This is a genomic window from Deinococcus cellulosilyticus NBRC 106333 = KACC 11606 (assembly GCF_007990775.1).
Lineage (GTDB): Bacteria > Deinococcota > Deinococci > Deinococcales > Deinococcaceae > Deinococcus_C > Deinococcus_C cellulosilyticus.
Genome location: NZ_BJXB01000011.1, coordinates 52,514 through 66,869, shown reverse-complemented (window position 1 = coordinate 66,869; position 14,356 = coordinate 52,514). Strand labels below are relative to the sequence as shown.

The following is a 14,356-nucleotide window of genomic DNA, read 5'->3' as shown; positions in this document are numbered from 1 at the left end:
CTGAATCAGTAAAGGCGCTGCGCTTCCCGCTTGAATTCAGCGGGAAGTTTTCCATTCTGGGCCACCGTTTCTTTCACCCAGCGTTCCAGCTGGTGCAGGTCGCGAATGGCATGGTCCTGAATCGCCACCGAGCCGTAACTGATCTGGATGCTTTGCACCCCGAGTTTCTCCACATAGCTTTTCTGGGCGTTGGCGTGCCTGAGGGCCTCGGAGGTGTTCAGGCAGGCGTCCACCTGTTTCAGGCGGGTCCCTCCGGTGTTCTGGTAAATCTTGCGGTACACTTCCTCTTCAAGCAGACCACCGTTGTGCCGAAACACACCGTCTGCAAAAAGCCCCAGGTGGGCAGGGTCATGCTGCTGAATGCAGTATTCGTGGTGGGTGCCCATGCTGCTGCGGGCCCCAAGCTTCTGAACGTTGAGGGTGAAAAGGGCCACCTCTCCCCGATCAATGTAGGGTTTGAGGGTCTTCTGGAGCTGGAAATGGTCTTCAGAACAGAAGGCACAGGCGTAATCGGTGAATTCCAGCACCTTCACAGCAGCATTCCTGTTGCCCAGCACGGGCAACACCTGCAGGAGGTGTTCACGGGACTGAATCAGGTCACGCCTCTTGTAGACCTTCTCGGTGATGGAAGCCATGATCGCAAAAATGGCAAAGACAATGAAAAAAGCCAGATAGGGAAACCAGATCTGTCCCATGATGTTGCGCAGGGCACTGGGCCTGTAGGGGACGTACCATTCTCCATACTCCGTCTGGACCATTTTTGGCATATCGGTATTCTATAACGTTAATCCTGACAGAATCCTCTCTGGGGAGATTGCCCTGCTGGATGAGACAGCCTGCAAACCCACACCGCTGAAACTCGGTATAATGCCCTTCATGATCACATCCGCCGAGATGGAACACCTCAAGAAACTGGCCCGACTGGAGCTCAGCGGAGAGGAAACCGAACAGATTCAGCTTGAGATGAACAAAATCCTCAGTTATTTCGAGAAGCTGCAGGAACTGGACACCGAAGGGGTTGAGGAGATGCAGCGCCCCATCGATCTGGTCAATGTCTTCCGGGACGATGTGGTGGGCGACATGTTCCCCCACGAGACGGCCATGGGCCTCTCCGTCGAGCAGGAAGAGGGCTTTTTCAAAGTCCCCCGCGTGGTCGAATAAATATAAGCACCCTCAATTAAGCACCATGAAGGATGCTTTCTGGTTTCCTTCTGTGTCTGAATAGGAATCAAGATGCTGGATCTGAAATTCATCCGAGAAAACGCCGAAACCGTCCGTGAAGCCATCCAGCAGAAGCGTGTGAGCCTGAACCTGGATGACCTCCTCCTCGTGGACCAGCAGGTCAGCGAGATGAAGAAAACCGTGGAAGCCCGGCAGACCGAGCGCAACCAGAACGCCAAACTGGTGCCCAGAGCTTCCCCCGAGGAGCGCCCTGCCCTGATCCAGAAAGGCAAGGACCTCTCCGAGGAACTGAAAACCCTGGAAGCCGACCTGCGTGAAAAGCAGGAAGAACTTCGCGTGCTGCTGCTGAAAGTGCCCAATGTTCCTCTGGAAGGTGTGCCTGTGGGCCGCGACGATGAAGAGAACGTGGAAATCCGCCGCGAAGGCGAGATCCCCCAGTTCGATTTCGAGCCAAAAGACCACATCACCCTGCTGCAGAACAGGGACTGGGCCGACTTTGAGCGGGTGGGCAATGTCTCGGGCAGCCGTTCCTACCTCCTGAAGGGGGACATGGTGCTGCTGGAGATGGCCCTCATGAACTTTGCCATGACCTTCCTGTCCGGCAGAGGCTTCACCCCCATGAGCCTGTCTGCCCTGGTGCGCAGCAAAGCGTTTGAAGGCACCGGTCACTTCCCCGGTGGTGAAGACCAGGTGTACCGCATTGAAGGCGAGGACCTGATGCTGGCAGGCACGGCAGAGGTTCCCGCCAACGAACTGCACCGGGACATCGTGCTGTCTGAAGACCAGCTTCCCCTCACCTACGCTGCCATCTCAGGTGCCTTCCGCAGTGAGGCAGGTTCCGCAGGCCGTGATGTGAAGGGCCTGATCCGCGTGCACGAGTTCAAGAAGGTCGAGCAGTACGTGATCTGCAGGGGCGACATCGAAGAGTCGCAGGCATGGTTCTACAAACTGCTTGCCAATGCAGAAGCCCTGATGAAGGCACTGGAACTGCCTTACCGGGTGATCCAGAACTGCACCGGGGACATGGGGGCAGGCAAGGTGTGGATGTATGACATCGAAACCTGGGTGCCCAGCGAACAGAAGTACCGCGAAACCCACTCCTGCTCGAACCTGGGAGACTGGCAGGCCCGCCGCACCAACATCCGCTACAAGGACAGAGACGGCAAGATGCAGTTCCCCCACACCCTCAACAACACCGGGATTGCCAGCCCAAGAATTCTGGTGCCCTTCCTGGAAAACCACCAGCAGGCAGATGGCTCCATCCGCATTCCGGAAGCCCTGCGTCCTTTCCTGGGCGGGCGTGAGCAGATCGGCTGAAGTTCTGCAATAAAAAAGACGGACAGAGGTCCGTCTTTTTTATTGCCTGGATACAGCTGGTCCTGGTTCACATTGAAGGACGTTTCTGCGCAATCCACCGTCTTTTTTCCCAAACGTGACATGATAAGAGCATATGAGTCAAAAGAGCATCTGGCCCATCATCGGGATCGCGCTTTCTCCGCTGCTGCTGGCTTTGCTGGGTCTCTTCCATCCGCATGATTTGAACCGCATGAATGCACAGAGTTGGACCACGCTGCACCTGTTCCTGCTGCTGCTTTTCCCCATGCTGGGGGTCAATTTGTGGTGGCTTGCCTCGGGCATTCCTGGCGTTTCTGCATGGGCCATCCGGGTGCTGGGCATGCTTTACATCATCTATTACGGGGCTCTGGATGTGCTGGCCGGGATTGCCACCGGACTCATGGTCCAGAAGAACCTGAATCCCCAGTCCTCTGAAGTGCTGGCCCTGTTCAACACAGGCAACACCCTGAGCCAGATCGGGGTGTGGAGTTTCCTGCTGGCTTCCCTGGTGGTGCTGTTTCTGTACTGGCAACTGGTGGGGCGCAGGGCTTTTCTGGGCGGTTTTCTGCTGATTGCCTCGGCTTTTTCTTTCCTGAACAGCCACATCTATTATCCGGTGGGGGTCATCACCATGCTGTTGATGGCTGCGGGCTTTGCCCTGCTGATGCAGTCCCGCACGTATTTCCGATGAAAAAAGGGCAGCCAGACTGCTGCCCCCAGGGTTTGCTTCGTGGCTTACATCGGCAGGGGTTGATACAGACGGTACACCGTTCCACTCTGGTCGTCGGAAATCAGCAGGCTTCCATCGGGCAGGACAGCGGTGTCCACCGGGCGTCCCCAGCGCACCTTGTTCACGGCATCTGTAACCCAGCCTGTCACGAGGTCCTGTTCTCCGGTGGGTTCACCGTTCTGGAAGGGGAAGAAGCTGACCTTGTGCCCGGTGAAGGCCTGACGGTTCCATGAGCCGTGAAGTCCAGAGGTGGCCCCGTTCTTGAAGGCTGCTGGCACGTTGTTTCCACTCCAGAAGGTGAGCCCCAGGGGCGCAGAGTGTCCCTGGATGCCCAGATCGGTCTTCGTCATCTGGGCACAGTTTTTGACGCTGTTGTCGGGATTGCGGGTCACGTCTGGAACGTAGGTGATGGCCTTCATGTTGCCATTGGTGGCGATGGGGTTGCAGTAAGGCCAGCCATAGTCCCCTCCATCTTTGACTTTGATGAATTGCTCTGTGGGGTTGTTGTCCACAAAGTCAGGAATCACCTTGCCGTAATCGTCCGAACCGTCTCCATCGAAATCCTGATGGTAAGGGTACTGGATGTCGTCCCGCTGGTTGACCACTGCCCAGAGTTCTCCTGTCACAGGATCAAAGTCAAGGCCTTCAGCATTGCGAATGCCTGTGGCGAAAAGGCGACCGTTTTTGCCGTCGAGGTCGTACTGGTAGATCGCTCCGCGTTTGGGTTCGACCTGCAGATCTCTGGGGTCCTCGTTGGTGGAACTGGCAATGGACACATAGAGTTTGCCATTCCCAAGGGCGATGTTCTTCAGCAGGTGTCGGTAATTCCCTTCCCCTGGCAGGGGGGATGTGGGCAGGTTCTCCACCACCCCTGTGGCTGCACGTCGGGTCAGATCACCATTCTGGTATTCCGAGCGGGTGATGCGGCCTGCCTCCGAGACATACAGGTAGGTCTTGCCTTCAACCTGGGTAAAAACCATGTCGTGGGGGCGCTGCAATCCAGTCACGAAGTCCGAGGCTGCGTAAGCAGCAGAGGAGCGCAGCAGGGTGATTTTTCCAGTGTTTGGCTGGGACACCAGCACATTGCCATCTGGTGTGACGGCAAGGAACCGTGCGCCGGGAACGCGGGCCACCACCTCGATCTTCATGCCTTCAGGCACATTGAGGGTGCGGGCCTGATTGAAGGGTGCGGTGTTCAGCCCATCTCGCACGTCCACACTGGTGCTGACCAGTCTGGGAGATACCGGGGCTGCATTCATCTGGCAGCCCAGCAGGCTCAGGGTGAGGACGGCCTTCATGAGGTGCTTTTTCTTCATACAGGTCTCCTTGCAGCTGAAACTCACAGGGTTTAATGTTGAACCTTCTTCACTACACAGGAGGTGCTCCTTTTTGACTGTAACAAAGTTGTACTTTAGGATTTAAAGCATGATTCTCAAGGGTCCTGAGCATTTTCTGAACATGCAAACACCTTTTGACCGTGCAGATGTGGCCTTTGTCTCTGGAACCCGGTTCCTTGCTCCGGTGCAGAAGGTTCTTCCTCTGCTTGAAAGTGAACGAATCTCTCAAGTTCTGCTGACGGGGGGCAAAAGAGGTGAAGATGGTTTAACCGAAGCTGAGAGGCACCAGAAGTTCCTGCTGGAACATGGCATTTCTCCAGAGCGCATCCTTCTGGAAAACCAGTCGATGACCACCCTGGAGAATGTGGTCTACGGCTTCGCTGAACTCCTGAAATTCCACGGGAGTCACAGCATTGTGAATCTCAGAAGCATGCTGGTGATCAGCAAATGGCAGCACAGCAGAAGGGTGTTGATGCAGCTCAAGTGTTTCCTGCCCAAAAACATCCAGTACTTCTGCCTGACCTACGAAACAGATGCCCTGCTCGGACAATGGCAACATGATCCCGAGCAGCGTCAGCGTGTGGAAAAAGAAATCCTGCGCATCCAGCAGTTCTCAGGCACCCACCTGCTGGAACCTGAGCCCTTTGGAGAAGGCTGGATCTGAGATACCATGCTTCCATGCATTTTGTGCTTCTGCTGGTCCTGTCCTGTTTCTCGATGGCCCATGCCCTGAATTTTGAGCAATTGAACGATCAGGGGCTGAAAATCCAGCGTGGAACCATCAGGACCGTCAGCAGCACAGAGGTGCAGGCGGATTACAGGGTCTCCTTTCCTGGCACTCCCTCTCAGAACATCACAGTGCGGGCACTGGCCCTGCAAAAAAACCACCAGATCCAGAAACTGCAGGTCCTGAAGCTGCAGAATCTCCCCTCAAGCCAGGGAGAAAAGGTCTTCAATGCAGTGTTGCGCATGGCAAGCCTGTGTCTGAATTTTGGACCTTCTGCTGCTTCCATGGACCACATGATGCAGGCAGCCCAGAACAGCAATCTGAACTTCAGCAAAACCTATGGCAGCGTGAAAGTGGCCTACCAGATCCAGCAGGGCAAATTGCTTTCCCTTTCGTACCAGCGTCTGAAAACCCAGCCTTCCAGTTGCACCCTCTGAACCCTATTTTGAAGCGCCGGTTTTGGCCCTGAGCAGGCGCTTCAAGGCCAGTTCTGACTCGGTGAGGTGTGCTTCGCTGTTGATCTGGTTTCTCAGCTTGAAATCGTCCAGAATCCGGCCTTCCAGATACACGTCAAAGACTTTCGGGGAGATGTAGTGACCCCGCACCACTGCCGGGGTGTTCCCAAGGTCTGCAGCAACCACTTTCACGCACTCGGTGAGGTTCTTGCGGGCCTGGCGCTCACTCTGGGGCAGTCCCACTTCTGCCAGGAATTCGGCAGCAAGCAAAGTTCCTCCCCAGGTCCGGAAATCCTTGGCGGTGAAAGGCCCCATCACCTCGCGGATGTAGGCATTGAGGTCATGGGAATGCAGGCGCACAATGCCCTGTTCTGTTTCGGCCTTGAAGAGGAATGCTCCAGGCAGTTCCTTGAGGCGAACCATGTTGCGGGCCAGGGTCTGGTCGGTGGTGACCTTGTGCTGCCAGATGCTGTGCTTGCCCTTGAATTTGAATTCCACGGTGCTGCCTTCCACCTTCACATGTCTTTTGAGCAGGGTGGTGAGGCCATAGGTTTTGTGCTGCTGGACGTAACAATCTGAGCCCACCCGAAAACGGGCAATGTAGAGCAGTCGGGTCATCAGGGCAAGGACTTTGCGGGGGTGCAGGGTGCTGCGTTTCAGGTCACGGGCACTCTCGGTGCGCAGGAGGGGCAGGGCATCTGCAAATTTCCCGAGCCGCTTCCATTTTTCCTCTGCATTTTTCTGCATGAAGTCACTGTGGTAACGGTATTGCAGGCGGCCTGCTTTGTCCCGGCCAAAAGCCTGCAGTGCAGCTTCCGGGTCAGGAGAAACAAAAACATCCGTGTAGGCAGGAGGGATGCCCAGTGCATTCAGACGGGCAATTTCCTCCTCTTCGGTGAGGGGTTCACCGTCTGGCAGAAAGTAACAGAAGGTGTCCAGCGAGTGGCCTTCTCGACGGTAGTAGCAGTCCTGAAGTTCCCGTGTGATGCTTGTCATGGTACTGCACAGTATTTTCGGTCTGGCACAGGCAAGATGTAAGGAATCCTGAAGTCCGGAGCTTGAGCAAAGCTTCAAAGTCGGCCTTTGGTGGGCTGGCTTGCAGAGTGAAAACCCGTCTGATGTATAGATTCAACGGAAAGGATATGGATGCTCCCCTTACAGTCCCTGTGTTGTGGTTTTAGAATTGGAGAATCGATTCGACACTCTGAATGGACAGGCAGAATTTCACTTCCGCCTCGAAAGGACCCCCATGACACGCTTCAAAACCATCATTGCAGGCTGCGGCAGCATGGCCCACACCTGGGTGGAGTACGCCCGGCAACGTCAAGACACCACCATCGTCGCTCTGGTGGACCTTTACCCCCAGACCGCAGAAAAAATGAAGGAGAAGTTCCAGCTCGCCTGCCCGATCTTCACCACCCTGGAAGATGCCCTGCAACAGGTGGATGCCAACCTGGTTTTTGACATCACCATCCCAGATGCCCACAAGGACATTGCCCTCGCTGCTTTCGCTGCAGGATGTGACGTGCTCGGTGAAAAACCAATGGCCTCCTCCCTGGAAGATGCCCGCATCATGATGGAAGCTGCACAGAAAGCAGGCCGCACCTACGCCATCATGCAAAACCGCCGCTACCTCAAACCCATCCGGGCCTTCCGGGACATTGTGCACTCCGGCCAGATTGGTACCCCTGGATTTGCCACCGCCAGCTTCTTCATCGGGGCACACTTCGGAGGCTTCCGGGACCTGATGGACAGCCCCCTGATCCTGGACATGGCCATTCACACCTTCGATCAGGCCAGATTCATCCTGCAGGCCGATCCTGTATCTGTGTACTGCCATGAATTCAACCCAAAAGGCTCCTGGTATCAGGGGAACGCTGCAGCAGTGTGCATCTTCGAGATGTCGGATGGATCGGTCTTCACCTACAACGGTTCATGGTGCGCTGAAGGGGTGCAGACTTCCTGGGAAGCCCAGTGGCGCGTGATGGGCAGCCTCGGCACTGCCATCTGGGACGGAGAGCAGCTCTATGCTGAAAAGGTCAAAGACCCTGAGCAGCAAGCCTTCCAGCGGGATCTCGAACGCGTTGAAGCCGAGGACAGCTGGCAGGGTCGGGAAGGCCATTTCGGGTGCCTGGACGAGATGTTTGAGGCCCTGATCGAGGGGCGCGACCCAGAGACCGTGTGCACCGACAACATCAAAAGCATGCAGATGGTGTTTGGGGCACTGGAAAGTGCAAGGACGGGGCAGAGGGTGATGCTGTGGGAGCAGCCGAGAGCATAAGGTGCTATTGCCAAAGCTGGCAGTCAACAACCAGATGCTAAAGCAAAAGCTTTTCTGACTTGCCCTCGGTTCTTGGCCCTCGGCCTTTTCTCCCCCTCCATCCCTTATCCTGTTAACGTGCAACTTCCCGAGCCTTTTGAATCCCGCATGCAACGCCTGCTGGGCCAGGACTATCCCGCGTTCCGGGCGGCACTGGAACAGCCCAGAGCACTGGGTCTGCGGGTGAATCCTGCAAAACTGTCTTCCGAGCAGGTCCAGAGCCTGCCTTTTCTGGAAGGTGCGGTGCCGTGGTCAGAGTGGGGGTATTACTACCAGAGTGACTCCAGGCCCAGCACCCATCCCTTCTTCATCTCAGGGGGGTTTTACCTGCAGGAGCCCAGTGCCATGGCGGTGGCTGAACTTGCTGCTCCAAAACCGGGCCAGTGGGTGATTGACCTGTGTGCTGCGCCAGGGGGCAAGACCACCCACCTCGCCAGTTTCATGGAGGGTCAGGGGGTGCTGGTCGCCAACGAATTCACCCAGAGCCGGGTCCCGAAACTGATGGAAAACGTGGAGCGCTGGGGAGCAAGAACCACGGTGCTGAACAATCCGCTGGACCGCATCGCCCGCAAATGGGAAGGGCTTTTTGATGTGGTGGTGCTGGATGCCCCCTGTTCTGGGGAGGGCATGTTCCGCAAGGACCCTGAGGCCCTCTCAGAGTGGCGAGAAAGCACCCCGGAGCGTCTGGGCAGGTTGCAGCAGGACCTGATCGAGCAGGCGGCCACCCTGACCGCTCCAGAGGGAACGCTGGTCTACTCCACCTGCACTTTCTCGCTTGAAGAGAATGAGCAGGTGATCGAGCAGTTCCTCAGAAAGCATCCTGAATTTCAGCTGGATTCTGCCCACCTGCACCCGGGCTTTGCTGAGGGATTTGGTCTCCCTGAGACTGCCCGTCTGTTCCCTCACAGGCTGGAAGGTGAAGGGCACTTCATGGCGAAACTGGTTCGCACCGATGGTGAGGAGGGCGACTTCAGCTATGAGGAGCATGCGAAGGTCAGCAAGCCTGCCCTGAAGGTGTGGGAAGAGTTCCGCAGAGGGCACCTTCTGGGAGAGCTTGATGGAGTGGTCACCGAGCGTGCAGGACACCTGTATCTGGTCCGGGAGCACCTGCCTTCACTGTCCGGTCTGAAGGTGCCTGCTCCTGGAATCTATCTGGGAGAGGTGCGCTTTGAGCGGTTTGTGCCTGCCAAGGCCCTGGCCCACCACCTGACCCTCAAACAGGTGAGCCGCCCCCTGGAGGTGGGAGCGGCAGAAGCATTCAAACTTGAATTTGGTGAAAGTGTGGATGTGAATGCACCGGATGGCTGGCACTGGCTGCACTTCTCAGGCGTGGGCCTCACCTGGGGTGTGGTGAAGCGCGGGAAACTGAGGCCTACGCCGCTTCGGGTGTGACTTCTGGAGGCAGCACCAGGTAGGACAGCAGAAGGCCCATCACGCCAGAACCGAAGATGGCCCCGAGCCACAGGTGGATTTCCCATCCCATGCGTCCAGTCAGTTGAACCGCCAGAAAGTAGGACAGGCTGAACACGGCAGGAATCAGGAAGGCCATGCTGCGGAAAGCAGCAATGCGCTTGACCGAGGGCTGCAGGATGCTGCGCAGGATTTCCAGCACCAGCAAACTTGCGATGACGGTCAGGTAATAGAGCTGGATCACGTCAGGGGTGATGCGGTCCAGCACCACCAGACCGAGTTGTGCGGGAAGCAGGACCAGCAGGAGGGCACCACCAGGCAGGGTCCATCTGCGCATGAAGAACAGCATCACACCGGACATCACCACAGAGGACAGCAGCACGCCCATCACGCCGTTTGATTTGCTCTGCCACATGCCATCAACCCCTGTGCCTTGCAGCAGGGGCACCGTGTACATGGTGAAGAAGGTCAAGAGGGCGTAGGTGATCGCCAGAGAGATCATGGCGGTGACGTTGGGTTTGCTGCGGTTCCAGGCGGCCCTGAGAGGACTCGTCACGATCAGGAAACCACTGGTGGCCAGCAGCAGGTGAGGCGGGCTCAGCAGGGCAGCAATGTTGGCCTCAATGCCCAGCAGCGTGTGCCAGAAGAGGTCGAGCACACCACCAGCCATGAAGACCAGCCCTGCAAAGAAGGCCAGGCGGTAGGCTTTCAGTTCCGGGCGGGTTCTGGATTGCCAGAAGGCGTAGGCAGCGCACAGGAAGGTGGCAAAAAATCCGGAATACAAAACAGCGTGCCAGGGCGTGAAAAAGGTTTCGAGTTCTGCAACATGGGTGTGTGCCCAGCCATCCAGATACAGCCCTGCCACGAACCACAGAGAAGCCAGGGTGAACGTCCAGTCGATGGTGTTTGGAGCCGAACTGGACTGCGGTTGCGTCATGGTTCTCGTCATAAAGTCCTCCAATGTACACGGATGTCTCAAGTATGCTGCTGCACTGTGAAAAGCACTTCCGACTTTGGGAGTAGGCCATTGTGCCTAACCCGAACATCCCCCCATTTCTAACTATACGTTTGTATAAGTCAGTGATCTCAGGATGCCAGACTTTGCTAGAATCGTCAACATGAACCGCAACCACCGGGACCGCCTGATTGCCGCAGCAAAGCAGTGCCTTGCCGAAAAAGGCTATGCCAACACCACGGCAAGGGACCTGGTGGCCGCTTCTGGCACCAATCTGGCCTCCATCGGGTACCACTTTGGGTCCAAAGAACAGCTCCTGAACACGGCCCTGATGAAAAACTACGAAGAGTGGCTCACCCCCCTCCTGCAGAGGCCCCACCCGGAAACCAGCAACAGCACTTTCATTGCATCTGGCATCCGCAACTACCTGGATGTTTTCGAACGAGAGGGCTCAGCCTCCTACGCCTGCTATGAAGCCATCGGCCAGAGCCGCCACTCCACAGAAATCCACACTGACCTGCAAGGGGTCTACCGGGCCATCCGGGACAAGATCACCGCAGAACTGCAGCACTCCACCACCCTGAACCCCAACCAGAGCCGCAGTGTCGCCAGTCTCTTGATGGCCCTTGCAGATGGGCTCGCCCTGCAACGCCTCCTCGACCCTCAAGACAGCCCTGAACTGTCCAGTCTTGATGAACACCTGCTGGATCTGGCCCGCACATTGACCTCTGAGAATGCGAGAGGGAAAGATCAGTCCTGACCTTTCAGGGAACCGTGAATCATCCCAGAGTCCAGATGAAGATTTCTGCAAATATGGGCCGAGCCGACGGCCCGCCCCTACAGGTGTCATTCGAGATTTCTGGCAAGAGGGCGAGGCATGCCTCGCCCCTACATTGGTGGTAACAGATTCTGCCTTCTCCCTTCTGCCTTTAACCTGCACATCCTGCCCCTCAAATCCACAAATCACGTTACAGTGTAAAAACCATGTCCTCTCCCCTCCTTTTGCTTGAACATGTCCATGTGAAACTGCAAAACCAGCGGGTCCTGCATGACCTGAACTGGACGCTGGAACCGGGCCAGCACTGGGCCATTTATGGGTCCAATGGTGCAGGCAAGAGCACCTTCTTCAAACTGGTGCGGGGGGACCTGTGGCCCGAACATGGGGGTCTGAGGCAGTACAACCTCACAGGCACGCCCACCGAGAGCCCCATTCAGGCCAGGGAACGCATTGCTCTGGTCTCTCCCGAAGCGCAGGACTGGTACCTGCTGCAGGACTGGGAGCAGAGTGCCCTGCAGGTGGTGCTGACCGGGCTTTTTCAGAGCCAGTTGCTGTACCAGCACATTGAAGAAGCAGACCGAGTGCACGCCCACCATTTGCTGGAACAGCTTTGGCTGACCCACCTGGAGAACCGGGATGTGCGGATGCTGTCCCAGGGAGAGCGGCGCAGGGTGCTGCTGGCCCGTGCCCTGATCGGAAAACCTCAGGTGCTCTTGCTTGACGAATTCTTTGAAGGGGTGGACACGCCCTCTCGTGCATTCCTCAAGAAAGTGCTGGAAGATGTCGCTCACCGCACCACCATCCTCTACAGCACCCACCGCACCACCGAGGAACTCCCTTTCACCACACATGCACTGACCCTGAAGCAGGGACATCTGGAGGTGGGCCGTCCAGAAATGAAAACCCCTCCCATGTGGGGCCACGGGGTGCAGGTGCAGCAAAGCGGCAAGGTGCTGGTCTCTGTGGACTGCCCGGAGACCTATCGTGAAGAGCAACTGGTCCTGAAGAACATCCGGTTCGAAATGCATGAAGGGGAGCACTGGGCCATTCTGGGAGCGAATGGATCAGGAAAAAGCACCCTGGCAAAACTGATTCGCAAGGAGCTTTACCCTGCTTATGGCGGGAAGGTGCTGCACCACGGCCAGGAGGTCTCTGCCTGGGTGTCCAAAAAGGAATTTGCCCTGGTGGCCGGAGACCAGCAGCACCGCCACAAACTGAATGTTCCGGCCCGCATTGTGATTGCTTCTGGATTTTTTGATTTTGTGGGCAGGCACGATCCCCTGAGCAATGAACAGGAAGCCCGTCTGGAACAGGTGATCGAACTGCTGCAGCTTCAGGAGATTGCAGAGAAACCCGCCTCCATCCTCTCGCAGGGCCAGATGAAGAAGGTTCTGCTTGCCCGTGCTGTGGTCGGAAACCCGAAAGTGATCATTCTGGATGAAGCCCTCGATTACCTGGATGCCGATGCCAAAATGCTGTTCACAGAAGCCCTGGGGCAACTTGCAACGCACGGAACGCAATTCATCTGCATTGCGCACCACACCCTGGACCTGCCTGAATTCCTGACCCATGCGATGGTGCTGGAAAACGGAGAAATCAAGTATTCGGGTCCCATCCAGAACCTGCCAGAGCAAAACCTGCCCGGAGCTTAAACAGGCTGCCCGATCACGCTCTCAGCAAGCACAAACAGGACTTTTTTCAGGGCTTCTTTCAATTCTGGATCAATGATTTCTCCCTGAGGGCTGATTTTCCTGTTGATCAGGCCAATTTTCAACTGTGCCCCCTCAGGAACCCTGGCCCCGAGCATGCCCAGGGTGAGCATCAGGGAGGTGTGGGCATGCTCACCTGCTGTGGGATAGGGTGAGGCACTGATCGCTGCAACAGGACGGTCTGCCAGATCCCCTGATCCCACAAGCCAGTCCAGAGCATTCTTGAAGGAACCCGGGACACCTGCGGCGTATTCCGGGGTGCACAGGACCACCCCATCCGCAGACTTCACTTTTTCACGCCAGGACTGCACGGCTTCAATGCGAGGGGCATCTTCCACATCCAGATCAGGGTTGAAGTGGGGCAAGGCGTCCAGATCGTCCCAGACTTCAATGGCCACACCTGCAGGGGCCAGATGCTGAATGGCCTGCACCAGCAGGCTGTTGCTGGATGCTTTCCTGAGGCTTCCAGAGACGGCAAGAATATTCAAAGGACGGGACAGTTGAATGGAAGAATCATCGGACATCCCTCATCCTGTCCCGTGCTGGGCGCACAGATTGTGAGTTTGGTCAGGAGGGCAGAAATCCCACCACTTCACCAAAAGCGGTGTAGACTTTCCCACCCCACTCGGCAGAAAGGGCAGTGTCAAGTTCAGGCTTCAGGCCTTCCAGAATGAACGCAGGTCGGGCATCGATGCCAATGTGGCCTTTGCTGTCCAGCCGATCCAGCACCTGCTCAAAATCCCAGTCTCTGGCCCACAGTTTCTTGAGGGCCAGCAGAACTTCACGGCCCGGATAGGTGGTCTCGGTGGCCTCGATGTGCAGGTCATCGGGACGCCGCACATGCACAGGTCGTCCAGTGAGTTCAGAGTTTTTCAGGGCCAGGTAGATGCGCTGGATGGGGTCATCGAGCAGGTAGCTCTCGACCATCAGCTTCTGGGCCTTCTCGCAGGCCACTTCCAGAGCGTCCTCATCCACACGCTTCGGGTTGATGCCCGAAAACAGTTTGCGAAGCTGCTCTGGCAAGTTGTTGCTGGCATAAAACGTTTCTTCATAACGGGGGCTGAGAATGAACCCTCTGGCCATCTTCAGGTGGTGCTTTGCGAGCCTCAGGCCTTCTTGCCCCACTTCTTCTGCGCTCTGACTGGCAGCTTCCCGGAAAGTGTACATACGTCAATTTAACCCATCTGCCAGGGTCAGGAGCAGAAGGTGTTCACCTGATCCAGGCGTTTCCTGGAGAAAAACACCTGACGCTGATTCTCACTGAAATAAAAGGGAATCCTGTAATAAGAGAGGCAGCGCACCATCTCAGGTGTCGCCGTCATTCCGGTGTAGGTGGTCCGGCTGAAGAGGTAAAAAGTGAGCATCCCAAGCAGATAAACGAGGATCAACAGAAAAATTTGTTTGATGGTTTTCATGTG

16 protein-coding genes are annotated in these 14,356 nt (G+C 56.5%); 9 read left to right on the top strand and 7 right to left on the bottom strand.

Annotated features, from left to right (window positions below):
- Positions 1-5 precede the first annotated feature (5 nt).
- Positions 6-767 (bottom strand): DsbA family protein, encoded by a 762-nt coding sequence (locus DC3_RS13045; RefSeq protein WP_146884967.1) that lies wholly within the window; start codon positions 765-767, stop codon positions 6-8.
- Between the two features lie 109 nt (positions 768-876).
- Between DC3_RS13045 and gatC the strand changes: the two genes are divergently transcribed.
- The 3 genes from gatC (at position 877) to DC3_RS13030 (ending at position 3,208) form a co-directional block, all read left to right on the top strand.
- The gene (gene gatC / locus DC3_RS13040; RefSeq protein ID WP_146884965.1) at positions 877-1,161 is read left to right on the top strand and encodes an Asp-tRNA(Asn)/Glu-tRNA(Gln) amidotransferase subunit GatC; all 285 of its coding nucleotides are present in this window, start codon (positions 877-879) and stop codon (positions 1,159-1,161) included.
- Between the two features lie 72 nt (positions 1,162-1,233).
- On the top strand, positions 1,234-2,499 hold the full coding sequence (gene serS, locus DC3_RS13035; protein ID WP_146884963.1) for a serine--tRNA ligase: 1,266 nt from the start codon (positions 1,234-1,236) through the stop codon (positions 2,497-2,499).
- Positions 2,500-2,632: 133 nt separating this feature from the next.
- Entirely contained in the window at positions 2,633-3,208 is a 576-nt protein-coding gene (locus tag DC3_RS13030) for a hypothetical protein (protein ID WP_146884961.1), read from the top strand.
- A gap of 44 nt (positions 3,209-3,252) precedes the next feature.
- On the opposite strand, the gene DC3_RS13025 is transcribed toward DC3_RS13030, so the two are convergent.
- Entirely contained in the window at positions 3,253-4,563 is a 1,311-nt protein-coding gene (locus DC3_RS13025; RefSeq protein ID WP_146884959.1) for a PQQ-dependent sugar dehydrogenase, read from the bottom strand.
- 109 nt (positions 4,564-4,672) lie between these two features.
- On the opposite strand from DC3_RS13025, the gene DC3_RS13020 reads away from it, so the two are divergent.
- Both DC3_RS13020 and DC3_RS13015 read left to right on the top strand, forming a co-directional pair.
- Entirely contained in the window at positions 4,673-5,248 is a 576-nt protein-coding gene (locus DC3_RS13020) for a YdcF family protein (protein WP_146884957.1), read from the top strand.
- Positions 5,249-5,262: 14 nt separating this feature from the next.
- A complete protein-coding gene (locus tag DC3_RS13015; RefSeq protein ID WP_146884955.1) occupies positions 5,263-5,748 on the top strand; it encodes a hypothetical protein in 486 nt (161 codons plus the stop codon).
- 3 nt (positions 5,749-5,751) lie between these two features.
- Here DC3_RS13015 and DC3_RS13010 read toward each other — a convergent pair whose 3' ends face one another.
- Complete coding sequence (locus DC3_RS13010) at positions 5,752-6,762, bottom strand: DNA topoisomerase IB (RefSeq protein WP_146884953.1); 1,011 nt, start codon at positions 6,760-6,762, stop codon at positions 5,752-5,754.
- Positions 6,763-7,015: 253 nt separating this feature from the next.
- Here DC3_RS13010 and DC3_RS13005 point away from each other — a divergent pair, with 253 nt between their 5' ends.
- Both DC3_RS13005 and DC3_RS13000 read left to right on the top strand, forming a co-directional pair.
- Entirely contained in the window at positions 7,016-8,047 is a 1,032-nt protein-coding gene (locus DC3_RS13005) for a Gfo/Idh/MocA family protein (protein WP_146884952.1), read from the top strand.
- Positions 8,048-8,164: 117 nt separating this feature from the next.
- A complete protein-coding gene (locus DC3_RS13000) occupies positions 8,165-9,478 on the top strand; it encodes an RsmF rRNA methyltransferase first C-terminal domain-containing protein (protein WP_146884950.1) in 1,314 nt (437 codons plus the stop codon).
- Here the strand turns inward: DC3_RS13000 and DC3_RS12995 are convergent.
- Complete coding sequence (locus DC3_RS12995; protein ID WP_146884948.1) at positions 9,459-10,445, bottom strand: hypothetical protein; 987 nt, start codon at positions 10,443-10,445, stop codon at positions 9,459-9,461. The genes DC3_RS13000 and DC3_RS12995 overlap by 20 nt on opposite strands.
- A gap of 169 nt (positions 10,446-10,614) precedes the next feature.
- On the opposite strand from DC3_RS12995, the gene DC3_RS12990 reads away from it, so the two are divergent.
- Both DC3_RS12990 and DC3_RS12985 read left to right on the top strand, forming a co-directional pair.
- A complete protein-coding gene (locus tag DC3_RS12990; protein ID WP_186816015.1) occupies positions 10,615-11,211 on the top strand; it encodes a TetR/AcrR family transcriptional regulator in 597 nt (198 codons plus the stop codon).
- Positions 11,212-11,435: 224 nt separating this feature from the next.
- A complete protein-coding gene (locus DC3_RS12985; protein WP_146884945.1) occupies positions 11,436-12,881 on the top strand; it encodes an ATP-binding cassette domain-containing protein in 1,446 nt (481 codons plus the stop codon).
- Here DC3_RS12985 and DC3_RS12980 read toward each other — a convergent pair.
- The 3 genes from DC3_RS12980 to DC3_RS12970 are packed head-to-tail and all read right to left on the bottom strand — an operon-like array spanning position 12,878 to position 14,353.
- A complete protein-coding gene (locus DC3_RS12980; RefSeq protein WP_146884943.1) occupies positions 12,878-13,462 on the bottom strand; it encodes an NADPH-dependent FMN reductase in 585 nt (194 codons plus the stop codon). The two genes, DC3_RS12985 and DC3_RS12980, sit on opposite strands and share 4 nt — an antisense overlap.
- 43 nt (positions 13,463-13,505) lie before the next feature.
- Positions 13,506-14,105 carry a hypothetical protein gene (locus tag DC3_RS12975; RefSeq protein ID WP_146884941.1) on the bottom strand — a complete coding sequence of 200 codons (600 nt, stop codon included), beginning with the start codon at positions 14,103-14,105 and terminating at the stop codon, positions 13,506-13,508.
- A gap of 26 nt (positions 14,106-14,131) precedes the next feature.
- Positions 14,132-14,353, bottom strand: a complete 222-nt coding sequence (locus DC3_RS12970; protein ID WP_146884939.1) for a hypothetical protein — start codon at positions 14,351-14,353, stop codon at positions 14,132-14,134.
- Positions 14,354-14,356 lie beyond the last annotated feature (3 nt).